Consider the following 19,288-nt stretch of genomic DNA (forward strand, 5'->3'; position numbering starts at 1 on the left):
TGATGGGCAGAGCCAGCCGGCTCTGCCCGGGTTCAAACCGGATCAGTCGATGATCATCGGGTAGAAGACGCCGCCCTCGGTATAGAGCGCGTTGATGCCGCGGGGCAGGTTGTAGGGCGAGCCGGAGCCGATGTTGCGCTCGTAGATCTCGCCGAAATTGCCGACCTCCTTGATCATGTTGTAGGCCCAGTCGTCCTTCAGGCCGAGACGCTCGCCGTAGCCCGGGGTGACACCCAGGAACTTGCCCACGGTGGTCGAGGGCGGGTTGGCCTTGAACTCGTCCACGTTGGCAGAAGTGATGCCCTGCGCCTCGGCGTACCAGAGCGAGTTCAGCATCCAGTTCTGCACGTCCAGCCAGTCCGGGTCGCCCTCGGGGACGATGATGCCTTCGGCTTCCAGCTCCAGAACGTCGGGCAGGATCACATGGGCGGAGGGGTCTTCGGCCTCAACCCGGGCGGCGGCCAGGCTGGGCGCCCATTCGATCAGGCCGTCGCAGCGGCCGCCGAAGTAGGAGGTACGGACCTCGTCACCCTTTTCAAAGACGATGATCTCGGCGTCGATGTTGTGGCTTTCCAGGTAGGAGGCCAGGACCCGCTCGGTTGAGGTGCCGGCCGAGACGCAGATCGAGCCGCCGTCGAGATCCGCCACGCTTTCCGCTTCGGTTTCGGCGTGGGCCATAACTTGGAAGGCACCGATGAAATAGGGGCGGCTGTAGGCCAGGTTCAGCTCGGTGTCGCGGCTTTGGGTCCAGCCGGAGACCTTGATCACCACGTCAATGTCGCCCGACTGCAGGGCAGGCCAGCGCTGTGCCCAGCTGATCGGCACGATTTCCAAGTTGCCGTCGGACTGGCCAAAGAGGCCCGCCGCCAGTGCCTTGCACAGGTCGATGTCGACGCCCTTCCAATTGCCCTGATCGTCCACCTCGGCAAAGCCCAGGAACGAGCCGTTATGGCCCGAGCACAACAGCGATCCTCGCTCCAGAACGGTGTTGAGGCGGGTGTCATCAGCGGCAAATGCGGTGCCCGCCGCCAGTGCGGCGGCGCCTGCCACGGCGCTCAAAATTGTTGGTTTCATGTTCTCCTCCCATTCTTGTCGACATTTTGTCTGCACGTTTAGTGTCGACAGTTTGGCGACACGTCAATAAATTTGTTTGGCCGGGCAAATGCTGTATGAGTAGGCAGAGGAGCCGCCTGCCGCCTTTGGAAGAGTAAAAATGACGGAAAATCAGCAGTCTGCACAAAAGCTTGCCAAGGGGCGCGGGGCCAAATTTGTCTATGACGAGTTGCGCCGGGAGATCCTGACGCTGGAGCTGGCACCGGGGGAACCCTTGGATGAGACCAGCTTGTCGCAGCGATTCGCCATGTCGCGCTCACCGATCCGCGAGGCGCTGGTGCGGCTGTCAGCGGACGGGCTGGTGGAAATGCTGTCGAACCGGTCGACCCTGGTGGCGCCGATCCGGCTGGCGGAATTTCCGCGCTATGTCGAGGCGCTGGATTTCCTGCAGCGGATCAATACCAGGCTGGCGGCCGAATTCCGCAGCGAAGCGGATCTAAAGCAGATGACCCGGGATGCGAAGGCCTTTGAGGAGGCCTGCCGCAAGAACGATTATCTGCGGATGTCCGCGACCAACCGGGATTTCCATATGACCATTGCGGCAGCGGGCCGGAACCCGTATCTGGCGCGGTCTTACGGTCAGCTGCTGGATGAGGGGCGGCGGCTGCTGCACATGCATTTCGACTATATCCAGTCGTCGGCGACGGATCATCTGCTGACCAGCGAGCATTTCGATATCATCGAGGCGATCCGCAATCAGGATGTGCCGCTGGCCGACAAGCTGGCGCATGAGCATACCCGGCAGTTCCATGACCGGTTCATGAGTTTCCTGAGCGCCCGCTATCACTCAGATTTCGAGTTCTGAGCCCGGCGGCAGCCCCGCAATCCTCTGAACGATTCCCTTTTGCCTGCAGCCTGCAGGCCGTGCAGCAGCGTTGTGCGGCACTGGCTGCTGCGCCTGAATGCTCTGTTCAAGGAAGCTGATCTCTCCTGTTTGCAAGGTCTTAAGGCCCTGCCGGGGCGTGTCATGCTCAATTATGAAATTTAACAAATGACACTGAAGGATACAAAAGTATTGCAAATGATAAAATCCTTAGCCTAAAGTCCCTCCACCCGATGCGGCCCGCAAGAACCCGCACCAGTCTGACGCGTCCTGAGCAAGGGAGGGAAACATGCTCAAATCACTCAAATTCGGAAAACTCCTGGGCCGGGCCGGCCTGGCAGGCGCCCTGGCCCTGTCCGTTGCCACCCTGGCCTCCGCTGCCGACATGCGCCTGAAATTTGCAGGCACCTTCCCGGTCGATCACCCCGGCACCAAGATGATGGAGCAGATCAAGGCGGATATCGAAGCTGCTGATGTGGGCCTCAAGGTCTCGCTGTTCCCGGCCAACCAGCTGGGCTCCGGCGAGGCGCTGATGGAAGATACCATCCGCGGCAACATCGATTTTACTGCCGCCTTCATCTACAGCCACAAAGACCCGCGGCTGGAGTTCCTGTCGATGCCGTTCCTCGTCAACAATTTCGACGAGATGGACAGTATCATGCGCAACATGGACAGCCCGTTTAACCAGATCCTGCAGGAGCGCCTGAACGAGCTGGGGCTGCGTCTGCTGGCGAACAACCCCGAAGGCTTCACCGGCATCGTTGCCAACAAGAAGCCGGAGAACTGGAACGTCATGGGATCCAAGGACATGAACATCCGGGTCTGGTCCTCGCCTGTTGTGAAGAACATGGTCGAAGGGCTGGGCTTCCAGGCAACCACCATGGCCTGGGGCGACATCTTCCCGGCGCTGCAGTCGGGCATCGTGGACGGTGCGATCTGCTGCACCAAGTCGGCGACCTATTCGATCTTTGCGCAGTCGGATGTGGGCAAATACTATGTCCAGTACAACTCGGTGTCCGAGCTGACCTCCTACTACGCCTCGGAGAAGACCTGGGCCAAGCTGGACGACGCGCAGCGCGCGGCCGTGCAGGCGGCCTTTACCAAGGCGTCGGATGACTTCTTTGCCTACAACCGCGAGAACGATGCCAAGTTCGGCGAGCTGCTGCAGGAAAAGGGCTATGAGATCCTGGCCCTGAACGACGAAGAGCAGGCTGCGATGGCCGCTTGGGTGCGCGAGAACATCTGGCCGACCATGGTCGACACCATTGGGCAGGACACGCTGGACCGTCTGACCGCGGAGTAATCCAAGGACCGGGGCCGGCGGCATCCTATGCTGCCGGCCTACTTCTGCCATGGCGAAAGGGGAGGGCTGATGAGCGAGATTACCGAAAGACTGCCGCATGGCGCAGCCGCCCCGCTGCGGGCCGCGTTGCGGTTCATGCGCCTGTTTGTGGCCGCAGGCGGGTTGCTGATGGCGCTGACCTTTCTGGCAGTGGTGATCATCCGATACGGCTTTGCCGGCAATCTCTTTGCTTATGAGGAATGGCTGCTGGCGATCAGTTTCTGGACCTTCTTCTTTGGCGCCGCTTTGGCTGGTGAAAAGAAGTCCCACGTCAATGCCGATATCCTCGGCGTGGTATTGGGGGACGGCAAGCTGGCCTGGTGGCGCGGCATCCTAGTCTATCTGATCGAGATCGGGGTCGGCGCCTATATCGTCTACTGGTGCTACCTGGCAGTGGAGAGCGAGATCATCGCCTACCCGCTGTGGGAGCGCACCACGGCGCTGAAAATCCCCGCAGTTCTCCCCCGTGCCGCGATCATGACCGGCTTTGCCTTCATGACCCTCTTCAACGCGATTTACTTCGTGCTGCATCTCATCGATGGGCCTGACGCCTATCACGCGCCCCGCCCCGAGGAGGACGACGCATGATCATCTTTGGCAGCATTGTCATCATCTGCGGCCTGCTGTTGCTGGGCGTCAGCGTCTATATCGCCTTTGGCGCGGTGCTCTTGTTCCTGGCCATGACCGGCGGCCATGACATCACCGGCTATCTGCCTGCGGGCTATTGGAAGATGAACACGCTGGTTCTGCTGGCGATCCCGCTGTTCATGATCTCCGGTGCGATCATGGAAAAGGGCAAGATCGCCGCACCGCTGGTGGCATTGGCAGAGCTGTTCATCGGCCATATCAAGGGCGGCTTGTCCGCCGCTGCGGTGGTCGCTTCGGGCATCTTCGGGTCGATCTCCGGCAGTGCGAATGCGACGCTTACCTGCATCGGCGGTATCATGATGCCGCATCTGCGCAAGGCGAATTACCCCGATGGCCTTTCCGCTGCGCTGATCGTCAGCGCCAGCCCCTTGGGCCTGCTGATCCCGCCGAGCTCCTCGCATATCCTTTATGCCTGGGTGGCGCAGCAGTCGGTGCTGAAGGCGTTCCTGTCGACCGTTTTTCCGGGCATCATCCTGATTGTCCTGCTGATTGCCACCAACCAGTTTGCCCTGCGCAAATACAAGGACATAAAAACCACTGAAAAGCCGGTGGACTTTGCCCCGCAGTTCAAGCTGCAGACCCGTCAGGCGATGCCTGCGCTGCTGATGCCGCTGATCATTCTGGGCGGTATCTATGGCGGCATCATGACCCCGACCGAAGCCGCAGGCGTTGCGGTGGTCTATTCGATCCCGATTGCGATTTATGTCTACCGCGGCCTCACCTGGCGCGGGCTGATGCAGACGCTGACCGGCGCGGGCATCACCATCGGCGTGGTGATGACGATGATCTTCATGGTGCTGATCGTCTCGCGTTTCCTGATCTTCGAGGACATTCCGAACATCGCCCGCGATCTGGTGTTCTCGGTTTCGGAGAACCCGATTGTGATCCTCTTGATGGTCAACCTGGTGATGATCCTGATCGGGATGCTGATGGACGATATCTCAGGGCTGCTGCTGGCGACGCCGCTCTTGCTGCCTATTGTGCGCGATGTCGGGGTCGACCCGATCCATTTCGCGGCGATCCTGGGGGTGAACCTTGGCATGGCAAATGTCACGCCGCCAACCGCGCCGCTCTTGTACCTGGGCGCGCAGGTGACCGAGACGCCGGTGGGCAAGATGCTAGGGCCGACGCTTTTGTTCATCTTCTGCGCCTGGCTGCCGACACTGGCGCTGACCACCTTTGTTCCTCAGCTGTCGCTCTGGCTGCCGGATGTGCTGCTGAGCAGCTGAGGCCTCCCCGGGCGGCAAGATGATCCCCCGCGCCGCCCGGGCCTTGAACTTCCCCGTTGCAATGTTTGCAAATGTAAAATCTTTTGCAGCGGGGTGTATTGAATGGATCGGGCTGCACCCTTTGGACTTGCAGGGGAGCCTTGGATGCAACAGGAGACGCCGGCCGGCATGAATACCTACCTTCACGTGAGCGACAGGCTGAAGGAGCTGTTCCCGCAGCTCCCGCGCGCGCTGAAGGTGGCGGCGACCTACATGCTTGAGCATCCGGGCGATATCGCGACGCTGTCGATGCGGCAGGTGGCCGGGAATGCGGGTGTTTCGCTGCCGAATTTCTCGCGCCTGGCCAAGGCGCTGGGATTTGAGACCTACAGCGAACTGCGCGAGGTTTACCGCAAGCAAGTGCAGCAGAACGATATCAACGAGTACCACCTGCGCGCCGAGAACCTGCAGAAATCCGGCGGAGACCAGGCGGCGCGGGAAGTCTGGGAGGACTTCCGAAGCTCCACGATTGGGAACCTGACGGCGATTTTCGACTCCATCGATCCTGACTATTTTGCCAGTGTTGCCAAGGTGCTGAACGATGCCGGGCAGGTCTATATGGTGGGGATGCAGGCTTCGGCCAGCTTCTCAGCCTACGCGCACTACATCGGCGGCATGGCCAGCGGCAAGGTGCGGCTGGTGCGCGGCGAGGGCGGGGTGTTTGCCGATCCGGTCGCTGACATCGGCGAAGGCGACGTGATGATTGCCATCAGCCAGCAGCCCTGCGCGCGGGCCGCGATTGAGCTGGCGATGTTGGCGCGCGAGCGCGGTGCCAAGGTGATTGCGATCACCGACAGCCCGGCCTCACCGATCGCTATGGAAGCGGACTATGTGCTGCTGGGGCCGAACCGCAGCCCGCTGTTTTTTGAATCCTATGTCGGAACCACGGTGCTGATCGAGGCGCTGATCGGCTTCTTCACCATTGGCCAGCCCAGCGGCGTGGTGGAACGGATCGAGCGGATCGAGGCCGACCGGCTGCGCATGAACGAATACTGGAAAAACAAGAAAGCCTGAGCCATGACCGCCACCGAGACCCTGACCCTTCTGGCCTGCCAGATCAGCATCCCGCCGATGACCAGCGCGGCGGAGCGCGATGCGCATCTGGCGGCCTCGGCGGCCAAGGTGCGTGCGCAGCTGGAGGCAGCGGACGGCAAGGTCGATCTGGTGGTGCTGCCGGAACTGTCCAGCATCGACTATGCCCGCGACACCTTTGCCCGGCTGGATGAGATCGCGGAGCCGCTGGATGGCGCCTCGTTCCAGGCCTGGCGGCAGGTGGCGCAGGAGCATGGAGTGCATGTCTCCTACGGGTTTGCCCGGGCAGGCGAGGGCGGCCCCTTCATCAGCATCGGTGTGGTTGGCCCGGACGGGGAACTGGCCGGCCATTACGACAAGCTGCATCTGGCGCAATACGGCGCCTCGATGGAGAAGGAGTACTTCAACCGCGGCAGCCACCTGTTTGTGTTTGAGGTCAACGGCTTCCGCCTGGCGCCGATCATCTGCTACGACATCCGCATCCCGGAGCTGGCGCGCACGCTGGTGGTGGACCACGGGGTCGACGCGATCCTGCATTGCGGCGCCTATTACCGGGATGAGAGCTTTCACACCTGGCATCCTTTTGCGATTGCGAGGGCGCTGGAAAACCAGGTGTTCTTCCTGTCGCTGAACCGGGCTGGGGAGACCTATGGCAACTCGCTGTTCTGCCTGCCGTGGCAGGACGAAAACACCCCGCCGGTGGAGTTTGCCGAGACCGCGGAGGAGTTCCGTCTGATCATCCTGGACCGGGAAACCCAGGCCAAGGCGCGGCGGGACTACACTTTCCTCAAGGACCGGCTGGACGACTACCGGATCAGCGTTCTGTCGGCTTAACTCCGGATGCGGGGCGTGCGGCCGGCCTTGTAGTAGGCTCCGCTGTCTTCGCGGGTAGCCTCGTAGTCGGCAATCCGTTGCTGGGCCTCTTCGCCGCCAAGCGCCACGAGGTGGCCCAGCAGGCACTCCAGCACCGCCATCGCGCCGCCGTAGCAGCCGAAGTAGTGATGCGACTGGGTGGTGATCGGGAAGACGACATCAGGGTCGATCTGCGGCGCGACCACCTCGCTGTCGGAAATCACGATCAGCCTGGCCCCGCGGCTGCGGGCATAGCGCAGCGACTGGATGGTTTCGGCGGAGTATGGGGCGAAGGTGATGGCGATCAGGCAGTCCTGCTCGGTTGCGCCAATCAGCTCATCCACGGCTGACCCCATATGGCGGGGGATCAGCTGCAGGCCGGGCAGGGCCATGCGGCCGACGTAGTGGAAGTAATAGGCCATCGCATAGCTGGAGCGGGTGGCCGTCACATAGCAGTGGCGCGCCCCGGTCATGCAGCGCAAAGCGGTCTCGATCCGGTCCTGCGACATCATCCGCAAAGAGCGTGAGACGATATTGATTTCATTCCGGGCCAGCCGGGCCTGGGTTCGGGCCAGGCTGTCACCGTCATCCAGTTGGGCAATCCAGTCGGCGCCCATCTGATCCTCGCGCTCAGTCACCAGGGCATGGCGGAACGGATCGCGGAACGGTTCAAAGCCTTCAAACCCCATCTTCTGGGCCAGCCGCACCAGCGAGTTGGGGCTGACGCCGATTTTCTCTGCCGAGACGCGGATCGGGTCCATGCCGAAGTCGCCCGGGTTGTCGATGACGTACTTGGCGATCACCTTGAGCCGCGGCGGCAGGCCGCCGATGGCGGCTTTGAGATCGGCGAGGAGACGGGCTTTGCGGTTCTTGTCCATGCTTCAATAAGAACGAATGTTCTTAGATTGGCAAATTGAAAACACGCGTGGAGAGGCCAATCTGGCGCAAATCTGATCTTTAGAGAAAGACTGGCCCATGTCCCTTCCTTCCCACGCCTCGGTCGTTGTCATTGGCGGCGGCATCATGGGGTGCTCGACGCTGTACCACCTGGCCCAGATGGGGGTGAGCGACGCGATCCTCCTGGAGCGCAATAAGCTGACCAGCGGCACCACCTGGCATTCGGCGGCACAGGTGCGGGCGCTGCGCCATTCGCAGAACCTGACCCGGATGATCCAGTATTCGGTGGATCTTTACTCGCGGCTGGAGCAGGAGACCGGCCAGTCGGTCGGCTGGATCCAGAAGGGCAGCCTGTCGATTGCCACCAACCCGGACCGGATGACCCACATCAAACGGCAGGAAGCGCTGGCCCAGGCTTACGGCGTGCGGGCGCAGTCGGTGAGTGCGGAGGAGGCCAAGGAACGCTGGCCGCTGATGAATGCGGAAGACGTGATCGGCGCGGTCTGGTCGCCGGATGACGGGCGGGTGTCTCCGTCGGATGTCTGTGCGGCGCTGGTCAAGGCGGCCAAGGGGTTGGGCGCGAAGATTTTTGAAAACACCGGTGTCACCGGCATCCTGACCGAGAACGGCAAGGTCGTGGGTGTTGAGACCACGCAAGGCACCGTCATGTGCGATGCGATTGCGCTGTGCACCGGTCTGTGGTCGCGGGAAGTCGGCGCCATGGCCGGGGCCGAAGTGCCCGCGCTGGCCTGCGAGCATTTCTATCTGCTGACCAAGCCGATTGACGGCATCACCGGCAACACGCCGACGCTCAGCGACCACGACAACCATCTCTATATCCGGGACGACAGCGGCGGGCTTTTGGTTGGCTGTTTTGAACCGATGGGCAAGCCGATCAAGCCGGGTGTGCTGGACGAAAGCTTTGAATTCGGGCTGCTGCCCGAGGATTGGGAGCATTTCGAGCCGATGATGATGAACGCGCTGCACCGGCTGCCCGCGCTGGAGACGGCGGAAGTGAAGATGCTGTTGAACGGGCCGGAGAGCTTTACCCCCGATGGCATGTTTATGCTGGGTGAGACAGCAGAGACCAAGGGGTTGTTCCTGGGCTGCGGCATGAACTCGGTTGGCCTGGCCTCGGGCGGCGGAGCGGGCATGAACCTGGCGCATTGCATTGTGCACGGCCACACCGCCTATGACCTGGGCGAGGCGGATGCCAAGCGGTTTGCTCCGGTTTACAACAGTCTGGAGCATCTGATGGCGCGCGCGCCGGAGATCCTGGGCACTCATTATGAGATTGCGTATCCGGGGCGGCAGCTCTCAACGGCCCGGGGTTTGCGCGCCTTGCCGCTGGAAGCTGAGTACAAGGCGGCGGGCGCGCATTTCACCCAAGTCTATGGCTGGGAGCGGCCGCTGTACTTGGGCAAGACGGCCGAGCCGCGGATGACCTTCGGCAAGCCGGACTGGTTTGAAAATGTGAAGGCTGAGGTGATGGCCGCGCATGAGAAAGCCGCGGTCTTCGATGCTTCGCCCTTTGGCAAGATCGAGGTTCAGGGGCCGGATGCGGAAGCCTTCCTGCAGCGCACCTGCGCGTCGAATATGGCCAAGGCGCCGGGCAGTGCCATCTACACCGCGGTGCTGAATGGGCGCGGGACCTATGAAAGCGATATCACTGCGCACCGGATTGCCGGGGATCACTACCGGCTGTTTGTCGGCACCAATGCGATCAAGCGCGATTTTGCCTGGTTCAAGCGGCATGCCGAAGGCTTTGATGTGACCCTGACCGACAGCACTGAGGACTATGCAGTGCTGGGCCTGATGGGGCCGGAGTCTGCACGGATCATCGCGGAATGCGGCGCGCCGGAGCTGAACGAGCTGGGTTACTTCAAGGTTGGCCCGGCGCATGTTGCGGACTGCCATGTGCGTGCTGTGCGGATGTCTTATGTGGGCGAAGCCGGCTGGGAGCTGACCATGAAGGCGGAGGATGCCTCCACGGTTTTTGCGGCGCTGACCGCTGCCGGAGCGATGCCTGCGGGGATGTTTGCCCAGACCTCGATGCGGGTGGAGAAGGGCTTTGCCGCGATGGGGCATGAGCTGGACAGCGACACCAGCCCGGTTGAGGCGGGTCTGGACATGCTGGTCTCCAAGAAGAAGAACTTCATCGGCTCCGAGGCGCTGGCCGGGCGGCGCAAAGAGGCCAAGCGGGAACTGATGACGGTGATTATCGAGGATGAGAGTGCGGTGCCGCTGGGGCATGAACCGGTCTATGCGGGCGGCAAGATTGTCGGGCACACCACCACGGCTTGTTTCGGCTACCGGGTCGGCAAGCCCATCGCGCTGGCCTATGTCCATATGGAGGATGCGGACGGGGCTGCGGCGGAAGTCAATATTGCCGGCACCCGGTTTGCCGCGCGTCTGCAGTTCGCCTGCGCCTTTGACCCGAGCGGCAGCCGGATGAAAGGATAGCTCCCGTCAGGAACAGCCCGGTGCCAGCGTTGACGATGGCGCCGGACTGCCGCGCGCCGGCAGATAGGCCTGTTTGCGGTCCTGAACGGGCGTGACGCCGTAGAACTTGCGGTAATGCAGCGTCAGGGTCGAGGAACTGGCATAGCCGACCGCATGGGCGATGTCCGAGACGGAATCCCAGGAGTAAAGCACCATCTGCCGGGCCGCTTTCAGACGCTGGCGCCGGTAGTATTCGCCGGGGCTGAGGCCGGTGGCGGTGCGGAAGCTGCGCTCCAGCTGGCGCGGCGAGATCCCTGCCATGCGGGCCACGTCGCGGATGCAGACGGGCGTTTCGAAGTTCTCCGAGAAGATCGCCATGGCCTCCTTCACTGCGGGCGGCATCTGGTCGACGGTGCGGTCGCTTTGCAGCACCGGGATTTTCTGCCGGGCGCTGCCATTGCGGATGACGGGGTGCTGGAACATGCAGGCAACCTCGTTCATGGCATCGGCACCAAGCGCTTTGCCGATCAGCTCCAATGACAGGTCGAACATGGCAGTGGCGCCGGAGACCGTGTGGACATTGCCGTCGCGCACGATCAGCCGGTCGACGGCGGTGCAATCGGGAAAGGCGGCCTCGAAAGCGCTGCGGTAGCACCAATGCACGGCAGAGCGCCGCCCTGACAGCACACCGCTGCGGGCGAGCGGGAAGACACCGCCGGACACCGCGCCCAGGGTTACGCCGTGGCGGGCAAGGTAGCGCAGCCGGCCGGGGCCTGACACGGGATCTTCAAATTCGGCTTCCGGGCCGGACAGAAGGAACAGGCAGTCGAACCCCTCGGCCTCTGCCAGGCTGGTGTCCGCTGGAAAAAGGACCCCGGCAGAAGCCTTTGCGTCTGCGCCGGTTTCGCTCACCAGGGACCAGGTAAACACCTGGTGCCCGGCGATTTCATTGGCGGCACGCAGGGGCTCCATTGCCGAGGTCAGGCAGGCCATGGGAAAGCCTGGAAACAGCAGAAAGCCTATGCGGGTGTGGGGGGCGGGACCGAAGTCGTTTGAATGGATGGTCATGGTTTTACTCCAGCCCCAGCGCTTCTTTCTTGGTTTTTGCCCAGGTGGTGACCAGATGGTCGACCATCAGCCCCATGAAGGCGACGGCCAGACCCAGCACCAGGCCTTTGCCCACATCGGTGGAGGACAGTGCGCGCTGCATCTCCTGCCCCAAGTCCTGGGTGCCGATGAAGGCGGCGATGATCACCATGAACAGCGAGAACATCACCGACTGGTTCACCCCGACCATGATGGTGGGCAGGGCCATCGGCAGACGGACTTTCCACAGGGTCTGTGACCGGGTGGCGCCGGACATGTCGGCAGCCTCGATCAGGGTTTCCGGCACCTGGCGCAGGCCTTCGATGGTGTAGCGCACCAGCGGCACAGCAGCGAAGAGGACCACGGCGCCGATCACCGCCACGTCGTTCACGCCGAACAGCATCACAACCGGGATCAGGTAGATGAAGCTGGGGAAGGTCTGCAGCGTGTCGCAGATCAGCAGGGCGAGCGCGGCGCGTTTCTCGTGGAAGGAGCCCCAGATGCCCAGCGGGAAGCCGATCACGGCGGCGATCGAGACGGCAACCACGACAGTATAGACCGTGATCATCGCGCGGTCCCACCAGCCGGACATGGCGATAAGCCCGAAGAAGGCGAGGCAGACAAGGGCGGAGCGCAGGCCGCCGATGGCCCAGCCAGCCGCCGCCAGCAGCGCCAGCACCGCGGCGTAGGGCATCCACAGGAAAGCGTCGCGGATCGGGATCAGCACCCAGGTGATCAGGAACCAGCGCAGCCATTGGGTGATCGGGTCGATCAGCACGATGAACCAGTCCGCGACCGCGTCGATCGGCTTGGAGATGGTGAAGGCATCGCGGCGGCCGATCTGGTCCATCAGCGGGATGAACTGCGCCAGCACCAGGCAGGCCAGCGACAGGCCGGCGCCAAGCAGCAGGAACTTGTTGCGGACAGCGAAGGAAGTGCCTTTTTCGAAATGCTCGGGCTGTTTGGTGGCCCAGGCCTTGGTGCAGCGGTCCAGCATGACCGCCAGCAGCACGATGGTGATGCCGATCTCGACCGAGCGGCCGATCTTGAGCGCCTGCAGGAGCTGCAGCAGTTTCTGGCCAAGGCCCGGCATGCCGATAAAACTGGCCAGAACCACCATGGCGAGGCACTGCATGATCACCTGGTTCACGCCCACCAGGATCTCGGTCCGAGCAGTGGGAATGCGCACGTGGCGCAGCAGCTGCCAGCGGGTGGAGCCGCACATGTGGCCGCTTTCGATCACCTCATGCGGAACCTTGCGCAGGCCAAGGAGGGACATGCGGATCATCGGCGGCACCGAGAAGATGATGGTGACGATGGCGCCTGCCTTGGGGCCGACGCCGATGAAGACAACCACCGGGATCATGTAGGCGAAATGCGGCAGGCTCTGCGCGATGTTGAGGATCGGGTTCAGGATCCGCTCGAACGTCTTTGAACGCCAGGCGCAGATGCCCATGACCAGGCCGAACAGGATCGAGAAGGGTGCGGCGACGACGATGACCGAGAGGGTCTCCATCGCCCACTTCCACTGGCCCATGACGGCAATCCAGACAAAGGTGCCGCCGGTGAGCAGCGACAGGCGCCAGCCTTGCAGCGCGTAGCCGATGACAAAGCCGATGCTGGCAATCACGGTCCAGGGGATCGGGCCGATGCGGGGCCAGCGGTTCTTGCCGTAAAGCAGGTTGGCGGTCACATCGAGTAGCCATTCGACACCATCGGCAAAAGCGCGGGTCAGGTAGAGAAGGCCCAGGTCATCGCGCAGAAAGGCAAAGATGGCATTGATCCAGTCGGCAAAGGGCAGCACCAGCCATTCCGGCGGGCGCACCAACCCTGCGGGCAAAACGGAGTTTCCAATGGCCAGCAGGCAGGCTGCGGCAAAGATCGCCCAGCCGGTTTTGGCCCGTGTCCAACTGTGGTTTTTTTCAGCAAGTGTCATGGTCTGGTCCGTCATGACGCCTCTCCCAGAAGAACGTCGAGCGCCTCCTGGCGGCTCATGGCTCCGATCAGGCTGCCGGCGGTGTTGGCCACGGGCAGGAAGTCGCGGCTGTCATTGACCAGCAGACGGGCCAGTTCGGAGATGGTCTGTTTTTCGCCAATGGGGGTGCCTGTCAGGCTGTGGCCGTTGACCTCGCGCGCCAGCACTCCGGCATGCACAACGCGGGATTTCTCGATTTCCTCGGTGAACTTGGCGACATATTCGGTGGCTGGGTTCAGCACGATCTGGTCCGGGGTGGCGCATTGCTCGACCACACCGTCCTTCATGATGGCGATCCGGTCGGCGAGGCGCAGGGCCTCGTCAAAATCGTGGGTGATGAAGACAATGGTTTTGCCGAGCATCTCCTGCAGGCGCAGGAATTCGTCCTGCATCTCGCGTCGGATCAGCGGATCGAGGGCGGAGAATGGTTCGTCCAGGAACCAGATGTCGGGTTCAATCGCCAGGCTGCGGGCTATGCCGACACGCTGCTGCTGGCCGCCGGACAGCTCGCGCGGGAAGTAATCCTCGCGGCCCGACAGGCCCACCAGTTCAATCACTTCCAAAGCGCGGGCGCGGCGCTCGTGGCGGTCCTGGCCGCGCATCTCGAGCGGGAAGGCGACGTTGTCCAGCACGGTGCGGTGCGGCAGCAGGCCGAAGCTCTGGAACACCATGCCCATCTTGTTGCGGCGCAGGTCGATCAGCTCTTTCTCGGACATGTCGCCGATGTTCTGGCCTTCGACACGGACCTCGCCGCCGGTGATGTCGATAAGGCGGGACAGGCAGCGCACAAAAGTCGATTTGCCGGAGCCGGACAGCCCCATGATTACCAGCATTTCCCCCTTGGCAATTTCCAGGGACACGTCGCGCACCGCGGCGATGTAGCCGGCCTGGCGGATTTCATCAAAGCCCGGGTTGCCGGTCAGCGACTTCAGATACTGTTCCGGATTGGCGCCAAACAGCTTCCAGACGTTTTTGCAGGAAATGACGGGGGTGGCGGCGGTCATGGGTCTACTTTCGTTAGTAAAAATCCGGGGCAGTGGACCGCCCCGGTGAGTTGGAGAGGAAAGGAAGGTTCAGGAGCCGGTCCAGGGCTTCCAGAGATCCTCATTGGCCTCCAGCCATTCGGCAGCAGCGTCCTCGGGCTCCATCTCGTCAATGTCGACCAGCTTGGCCATTTCGGCGATTTGCGGGTTGGTGAAGCTGATCTCAGTCAGCGTCTGATAGGCGGCCGGCCACTTGTCTTTCATGCCGTCCCAGGCGGCTTTTTTCAGGTAGCCGTTGGCGGGGTTGCCGCAGTCATAGGTGGCGTCGGGGTTCGGACCGACCGAGGGGTCCTTGTCGCAGCCTTCGACCCAGGTCGGGAACTCGACAAACTCGCCCGGCCAGACAGCTTCGGCAAAGTTCGGGGTCCAGTTGAAGATCACGACGGGCCGTTTGGTTTTTTCCGCCGCGGCCACTTCGGCCCAAAGCGCTGAGGCTGAGCCCGCGTTCACCACGGTGAAGTTCATGCTCAGCGCCTCGACGCGTTCGGCATCATGCTTGAGCCAGTCCACCGGTCCGCCCAGGAAACGGCCTTTGTCGCCGGTCTCGGGCGTGGCAAAGATGGCTGCGCAGTCGTTCAGCGCTTCCCAGCTCGGCAGGCCGGGGCAGGCTTCCTTGGTCCAGGCCGGATACCACCAGTCTTCGCGGGTGACGGCATTGTGGTCGCCCGCGTCATGCAGGCCGCCCTTGGCCAGTGCCTCGTTAAAGGATTTGCCAAAGGCGCCTTCCCAGACTTCCAGTTCCAGGGTCACGTCGCCCAGGCGCACGGATTCATAAACTGCCTGGCTGTCGGTCGAGACATATTCGACATTGTTACCCATGGACTCGAAAATCTGCCCGACAACGTGGCTCATCACGATCTGGCTGGACCAGTTGTGGACCGGGATTATGATGGGGTCCGAGGAGTCTTCCGCCATTGCCATCGGGGCTGTCATGGCGATGGCCGCTGCACTGGCCAAAAGGATTTGCCGGTAATTCATGTGTGTCTCCCTGTTGTCGCAGCCCGGGTCCGGATGGCCTGAGCTTTTCGCGTGGTGAAAGCCTGTGCTTTCGGGGGAGGAGGCTAGGCAGCAGATGTGAACAGGTCAGCCCGGCGGGATGAACAGGCTGGTCAGTGATGTTAAAATTTGTTAACCGGTAGGAAAATTCCGCGAAGGGGCACAGCGTTTATGGCGCATATTCTGATCATCGAGGACGAGCCGGTCACCCGCGCCACCCTCGCCAGTTATCTGGATGCGCAGGGGTATGATGTCTCGCAGGCCGAGACCGCGGAGGAGGCTGAGAAAGTCCTGGAAGAGCAGGAGGTTGACCTGCTTTTGGTCGATATCAATCTGCCCGGCAAGGACGGCTTGCAGATCACCCGCGAACAGCGCGCCAAGTCGGAGATGGGGATCATTCTGGTCACTGGCCGGGATGATGAGATCGACCGGATTGTCGGGCTGGAGCTGGGCGCGGATGATTATGTCACTAAGCCGTTCAACCGGCGCGAATTGCTGGCGCGGCTGAAGAATCTGTTGCGGCGGACGCAGGACATCCGGCGGCTGTCGCGGCGGATCTACAAGTTCGGCAAGTTCCAGTTCGACGTGGCCGCGCGGCATCTGCAGACGGTGGAGGGAGACAGCATTGCGCTGACCCGCGCCGAGTTCGAGGTGCTGGACATGCTGGTCAGCCGGGCGGGCGAAGTGGCCTCGCGCGATGCGCTGATGAGCCGGGTGACCCACCGGCAGTACGGCGCCAACCCGCGTACGGTTGACGTGCTGATCCGGCGCCTGCGCGGCAAGCTGGAGGAAGACCCGGCCAGTCCGCGCATGATCACCACCGTGCATGGCGAGGGCTATGTTTTCACGGCGCCTTTGACCTGACGGCGCCGCAGGCGCTCAGCACCGCGGCAAGTGTGTCCAGGGTTTGCGGCGCCAGCCGGTTGAGCGCGTCCAGTTTTTCCGCGGCGCCGGCCAAGTCACCGTCCCCGGCCCGTGCTTCCAAGCCGGCCAGCAGCGTTGCAAGGTCCTGCTGGCCAAAGGTGGCGGCCGCGCCTTTGGCCCGGTGGGCTTCCTTGGCCAGTGCTGCAAAATCCTGCGCTTCCAGAGCTGCATCCATACGGGCAAGGCTTTGCGGCAGCTCGCGTTCGAACATCTGCGCGATCTTCAGGGCCTGGGTTTCTCCGAGATCCCGGATGTTTTCCTGCATCTGCTCCATCAGGACAGCGTGCCGGCCGTGCGGTGCAGCGCCAGCCTGGCGGGCCGACAGATATACCGCGCCCTCGCGTCCCTGGGTGACACTGTCGAGCGCCTTGGCCAGGCGTTCTGGCGACACCGGTTTGGCGACAAACCCGGTCATGCCGGCGTGCAGAAGTGTTTGGATCTGCTCCTCCTGCACATGGGCGGAGATGCCGACGACCGGCAGGGCGGCGAGCTGCGGATCGGGCAGGGCACGGATATGGCGGGTGGCTTCAGTGCCGCTGATGCCAGGCAGGTTCACGTCCATCAGCACCAGATCGAAGCCGGAGCCTGGCAGCAGGTCCAGCGCTTCTTCGGCGCTGGACACGCAGTGGCAGGAATGGCCCATGCGCTCCAGGTAGCCCTGTGCAACCATCTGGTTGATCTCGTTGTCTTCGACCACAAGGACTGACAACGGGTTTTCGGCCTGCGAGACCGGAGCCGGGGTTTCGTCCGGTGCCAGGTCCGCGGGGGTGCCTGCGTCGAGTTCCAGAGCCAGGGTGAACACCGAACCCACGCCTTGAGAGCTTTCCAGAGAGAGCCGGGCGCCGATCGCCTCGGCGAAATGCTTGCTGATTGCAAGCCCCAGCCCGGTGCCGCCGAACTTGCGGGCCGTGCCGGGGTCCTCCTGTTCGAAGGCCTCAAAAATCCGCGACTTTGCCTCGGCCGAGATGCCCTTGCCGGTGTCGCTGACTTCAAAGGCCACTTGGTGCCGGCCATTGGAGGCTTCGTTTGCCCGGACCCGCAGGATCACTTCGCCTTCCTCGGTGAACTTCAGCGCGTTGGACAGGAGGTTGAACAGGATCTGCCGCAGCTTGGCGGCGTCGCCGCGGACCACATCGGGCAGATCCCCGGGGGCATCCAGCCAAAGATGAACGCCTTTGTTGTCAGCTCCCGGGCGCAGTAAGACGACAATATCCCGCACCAGGCCATGAAGTGAAAATGCGGTTTCCTCGGGCTGCAGCGCGCCGCTTTCGATTTTCGAGTAGTCCAGAATGTCGTTGAGGATTTTCAACAGGTTCTGCCCCGAGACCAGCGCCGCCCGCAGCCGTTCCATCTGCCGGGGCGGCAACCCGTCGTCGGAGAGGCTGCGCAGCATGCCCAGCACCCCGTTCATCGGCGTGCGGATTTCATGGCTCATCATGGCCAGGAATTCCGATTTTGCCTGGTCGGCAGCCTCGGCCATTTGCCGGGCCTCGTCATGGGCTTCGACTTCCTCGCGCAGCCGTTCGGTCTGGTCATCCACCAGGGCCTGCAGGTTGTTGCGGTGCTCGCGGAGCTCCTGCTCGTTGCGGTCGCGGACCCGTTCCAGTTCCAGTTTTTCGATGGCCTGCTGGCGGAACACTTCGACGGCTTCTTCCATGCGGGCAATCTCGTCGCTGCCCCGGGGGCGAAGCGGGCGGTCCAGCTGGCCGCGCATCAGTGCCGCCATGGTGCCCGACAGCTGGTTCAGACGCCGGGTGATGCTGCCGCGCACGTAGAACCACAGCACCGCCAGCGACAGCACAAAGCCTGCAGCCGCGGCAAAGCCGTTGCGCAGCTGCGCCCGCTGCACGTCCTGGGCGGCTGCATTGCCTGATCTGATGGCCCGCGCCTGTGCCTGATCCGCCACCGCCGCGGCCTCATCGCCCAGCCGCAGCGCGGTGTCCTGCAGCAGTTGCTGCAGGGCGGTGATGCGGGTTTCGGTGGTCAGGATCCGGTCGCGGAGCCCAAACAAGCCCTCGTCTTCTCCGGAAATGGTCCGCAGCTGTGCCGCATGGCCTTCGGCCTGTTCGCGGCGGCCCGGGTCGCGGATCGCCTTGATCCGGCGCGAGACGATCAGCAGGCGGCTGGTCAGCGAGGCTTCGATCTCGCCCAGTTCGATGTCGCTGCCGGCATCTTCGATCCGGTTGATCAGCAGGCCGATCTCTGCGGTTTGGGAGCGCAGCTCGAACATCAGCCCCAGCTGGAACAGATCCACTTCGATCAGCTTGTCCAGCGTGTCGGTGCGGGCCTGCTCCTCAATGGGGGAGGCGCCGGGGCCGTACAGGCTTGAGATCACCGCAGTGGTGCCCATTTCCGCGTTGGCGACCAAGGTGTCGGCCATGCTGAGCAGTGTGTTTGCGGCGGCAAGGTTGCGCCCGGTCAGCGCCTTGAAATCCTGGCGCAGGGCGATGCGCGTTTCGACCAGCTCGTTCAGCAGCGACAGCACCCGGGAGGCGTCGGTCACCGTTTCCCGCAGCCGCTCCGAGCCGCCGCCGGCCTGTTCCAGCGCTTCCAGCCGCCGGGTGAGGGCCGCCACCTGGCCTGCCAGAAACTGCGCGCGGTTGCGGCGGTCGGATTGAGTGGTTACTGCGGCCAGCTCGGGCGCGATTGCAATGATGCGGGTGCTTTCTTCGGCCATGCCCCGCACTTCGGCAATGGCGGGAATGGTCTGGCTGATCACCTCGGCCTGGCGCCGGGCCAGCACCCGCAGCTCGACCAGGCCGAGGATGCCCGCAAGGGTGGGCAGCCCTGCAATCACGATGAATGCAAGGCTCAATTTTCCGCCAAGGCCGAGCTTTCCGAACATGC

15 protein-coding genes are annotated in these 19,288 nt (G+C 62.9%); 8 read left to right on the plus strand and 7 right to left on the minus strand.

All coding sequences use genetic code 11. From position 1 onward, the window contains the following. Nucleotides 1–42: 42 nt before the first annotated feature. On the minus strand, nucleotides 43–1,074 hold the full coding sequence (locus RA19_RS17155) for a transporter substrate-binding domain-containing protein (RefSeq protein ID WP_039164816.1): 1,032 nt from the start codon (nucleotides 1,072–1,074) through the stop codon (nucleotides 43–45). Nucleotides 1,075–1,213: 139 nt separating this feature from the next. On the opposite strand from RA19_RS17155, the gene RA19_RS17160 reads away from it, so the two are divergent. The 6 genes from RA19_RS17160 (at nucleotide 1,214) to RA19_RS17185 (ending at nucleotide 7,060) form a co-directional block, all read left to right on the plus strand. Beyond that, nucleotides 1,214–1,918, plus strand: a complete 705-nt coding sequence (locus RA19_RS17160) for a GntR family transcriptional regulator (protein WP_039164818.1) — start codon at nucleotides 1,214–1,216, stop codon at nucleotides 1,916–1,918. Between the two features lie 307 nt (nucleotides 1,919–2,225). Beyond that, on the plus strand, nucleotides 2,226–3,239 hold the full coding sequence (gene dctP / locus RA19_RS17165) for a TRAP transporter substrate-binding protein DctP (RefSeq protein ID WP_039164821.1): 1,014 nt from the start codon (nucleotides 2,226–2,228) through the stop codon (nucleotides 3,237–3,239). Between the two features lie 69 nt (nucleotides 3,240–3,308). Continuing rightward, nucleotides 3,309–3,866 carry a TRAP transporter small permease gene (locus tag RA19_RS17170; RefSeq protein ID WP_052261881.1) on the plus strand — a complete coding sequence of 186 codons (558 nt, stop codon included), beginning with the start codon at nucleotides 3,309–3,311 and terminating at the stop codon, nucleotides 3,864–3,866. Continuing rightward, the gene (locus RA19_RS17175; protein ID WP_039164823.1) at nucleotides 3,863–5,155 is read left to right on the plus strand and encodes a TRAP transporter large permease; all 1,293 of its coding nucleotides are present in this window, start codon (nucleotides 3,863–3,865) and stop codon (nucleotides 5,153–5,155) included. Before RA19_RS17170 ends, RA19_RS17175 begins: the two co-directional genes overlap by 4 nt. Before the next feature lie 168 nt (nucleotides 5,156–5,323). After that, complete coding sequence (locus RA19_RS17180) at nucleotides 5,324–6,208, plus strand: MurR/RpiR family transcriptional regulator (protein WP_039164826.1); 885 nt, start codon at nucleotides 5,324–5,326, stop codon at nucleotides 6,206–6,208. Between the two features lie 3 nt (nucleotides 6,209–6,211). Then, the gene (locus RA19_RS17185) at nucleotides 6,212–7,060 is read left to right on the plus strand and encodes a carbon-nitrogen hydrolase family protein (RefSeq protein ID WP_039164829.1); all 849 of its coding nucleotides are present in this window, start codon (nucleotides 6,212–6,214) and stop codon (nucleotides 7,058–7,060) included. Here the strand turns inward: RA19_RS17185 and RA19_RS17190 are convergent. Further along, a complete protein-coding gene (locus tag RA19_RS17190) occupies nucleotides 7,057–7,956 on the minus strand; it encodes a MurR/RpiR family transcriptional regulator (protein ID WP_039164834.1) in 900 nt (299 codons plus the stop codon). The genes RA19_RS17185 and RA19_RS17190 overlap by 4 nt on opposite strands. Nucleotides 7,957–8,053: 97 nt before the next feature. Between RA19_RS17190 and RA19_RS17195 the strand changes: the two genes are divergently transcribed. Next, the gene (locus RA19_RS17195) at nucleotides 8,054–10,438 is read left to right on the plus strand and encodes a GcvT family protein (protein ID WP_039164838.1); all 2,385 of its coding nucleotides are present in this window, start codon (nucleotides 8,054–8,056) and stop codon (nucleotides 10,436–10,438) included. Nucleotides 10,439–10,444: 6 nt separating this feature from the next. Here RA19_RS17195 and RA19_RS17200 read toward each other — a convergent pair whose 3' ends face one another. From RA19_RS17200 to RA19_RS17215, 4 genes are all read right to left on the minus strand, one after another. Beyond that, complete coding sequence (locus RA19_RS17200; protein WP_052261864.1) at nucleotides 10,445–11,485, minus strand: GlxA family transcriptional regulator; 1,041 nt, start codon at nucleotides 11,483–11,485, stop codon at nucleotides 10,445–10,447. A 4-nt stretch (nucleotides 11,486–11,489) separates the two neighbouring features. Then, the gene (locus tag RA19_RS17205; RefSeq protein WP_039164841.1) at nucleotides 11,490–13,454 is read right to left on the minus strand and encodes an ABC transporter permease; all 1,965 of its coding nucleotides are present in this window, start codon (nucleotides 13,452–13,454) and stop codon (nucleotides 11,490–11,492) included. Further along, nucleotides 13,451–14,482 (minus strand): quaternary amine ABC transporter ATP-binding protein, encoded by a 1,032-nt coding sequence (locus RA19_RS17210; protein WP_039164843.1) that lies wholly within the window; start codon nucleotides 14,480–14,482, stop codon nucleotides 13,451–13,453. The genes RA19_RS17205 and RA19_RS17210 overlap by 4 nt, the downstream gene beginning before the upstream one ends. 69 nt (nucleotides 14,483–14,551) lie before the next feature. Then, a complete protein-coding gene (locus RA19_RS17215; RefSeq protein WP_039164845.1) occupies nucleotides 14,552–15,499 on the minus strand; it encodes an ABC transporter substrate-binding protein in 948 nt (315 codons plus the stop codon). A 189-nt stretch (nucleotides 15,500–15,688) separates the two neighbouring features. Here RA19_RS17215 and RA19_RS17220 point away from each other — a divergent pair, with 189 nt between their 5' ends. Further along, entirely contained in the window at nucleotides 15,689–16,381 is a 693-nt protein-coding gene (locus tag RA19_RS17220; protein WP_039164848.1) for a response regulator, read from the plus strand. Here RA19_RS17220 and torS read toward each other — a convergent pair. Next, a complete protein-coding gene (gene torS, locus RA19_RS17225) occupies nucleotides 16,362–19,286 on the minus strand; it encodes a TMAO reductase system sensor histidine kinase/response regulator TorS (protein ID WP_039164851.1) in 2,925 nt (974 codons plus the stop codon). The genes RA19_RS17220 and torS overlap by 20 nt on opposite strands. Between the last annotated feature and the right edge of the window lie 2 nt (nucleotides 19,287–19,288).

It is taken from the genome of Leisingera sp. ANG-M1 (assembly GCF_000813745.1).
In the GTDB taxonomy this organism is placed as follows: Bacteria; Pseudomonadota; Alphaproteobacteria; order Rhodobacterales; family Rhodobacteraceae; genus Leisingera.

Coding starts and splice junctions, on each gene's coding strand:
- RA19_RS17155 (WP_039164816.1), bottom strand. CDS start 1,074: ATGAAACCAACAATTTTGAGCGCCGTGGCAGGCGCCGCCGCACTGGCG.
- RA19_RS17160 (WP_039164818.1), top strand. CDS start 1,214: ATGACGGAAAATCAGCAGTCTGCACAAAAGCTTGCCAAGGGGCGCGGG.
- dctP (WP_039164821.1), top strand. CDS start 2,226: ATGCTCAAATCACTCAAATTCGGAAAACTCCTGGGCCGGGCCGGCCTG.
- RA19_RS17170 (WP_052261881.1), top strand. CDS start 3,309: ATGAGCGAGATTACCGAAAGACTGCCGCATGGCGCAGCCGCCCCGCTG.
- RA19_RS17175 (WP_039164823.1), top strand. CDS start 3,863: ATGATCATCTTTGGCAGCATTGTCATCATCTGCGGCCTGCTGTTGCTG.
- RA19_RS17180 (WP_039164826.1), top strand. CDS start 5,324: ATGAATACCTACCTTCACGTGAGCGACAGGCTGAAGGAGCTGTTCCCG.
- RA19_RS17185 (WP_039164829.1), top strand. CDS start 6,212: ATGACCGCCACCGAGACCCTGACCCTTCTGGCCTGCCAGATCAGCATC.
- RA19_RS17190 (WP_039164834.1), bottom strand. CDS start 7,956: ATGGACAAGAACCGCAAAGCCCGTCTCCTCGCCGATCTCAAAGCCGCC.
- RA19_RS17195 (WP_039164838.1), top strand. CDS start 8,054: ATGTCCCTTCCTTCCCACGCCTCGGTCGTTGTCATTGGCGGCGGCATC.
- RA19_RS17200 (WP_052261864.1), bottom strand. CDS start 11,485: ATGACCATCCATTCAAACGACTTCGGTCCCGCCCCCCACACCCGCATA.
- RA19_RS17205 (WP_039164841.1), bottom strand. CDS start 13,454: ATGACGGACCAGACCATGACACTTGCTGAAAAAAACCACAGTTGGACA.
- RA19_RS17210 (WP_039164843.1), bottom strand. CDS start 14,482: ATGACCGCCGCCACCCCCGTCATTTCCTGCAAAAACGTCTGGAAGCTG.
- RA19_RS17215 (WP_039164845.1), bottom strand. CDS start 15,499: ATGAATTACCGGCAAATCCTTTTGGCCAGTGCAGCGGCCATCGCCATG.
- RA19_RS17220 (WP_039164848.1), top strand. CDS start 15,689: ATGGCGCATATTCTGATCATCGAGGACGAGCCGGTCACCCGCGCCACC.
- torS (WP_039164851.1), bottom strand. CDS start 19,286: ATGTTCGGAAAGCTCGGCCTTGGCGGAAAATTGAGCCTTGCATTCATC.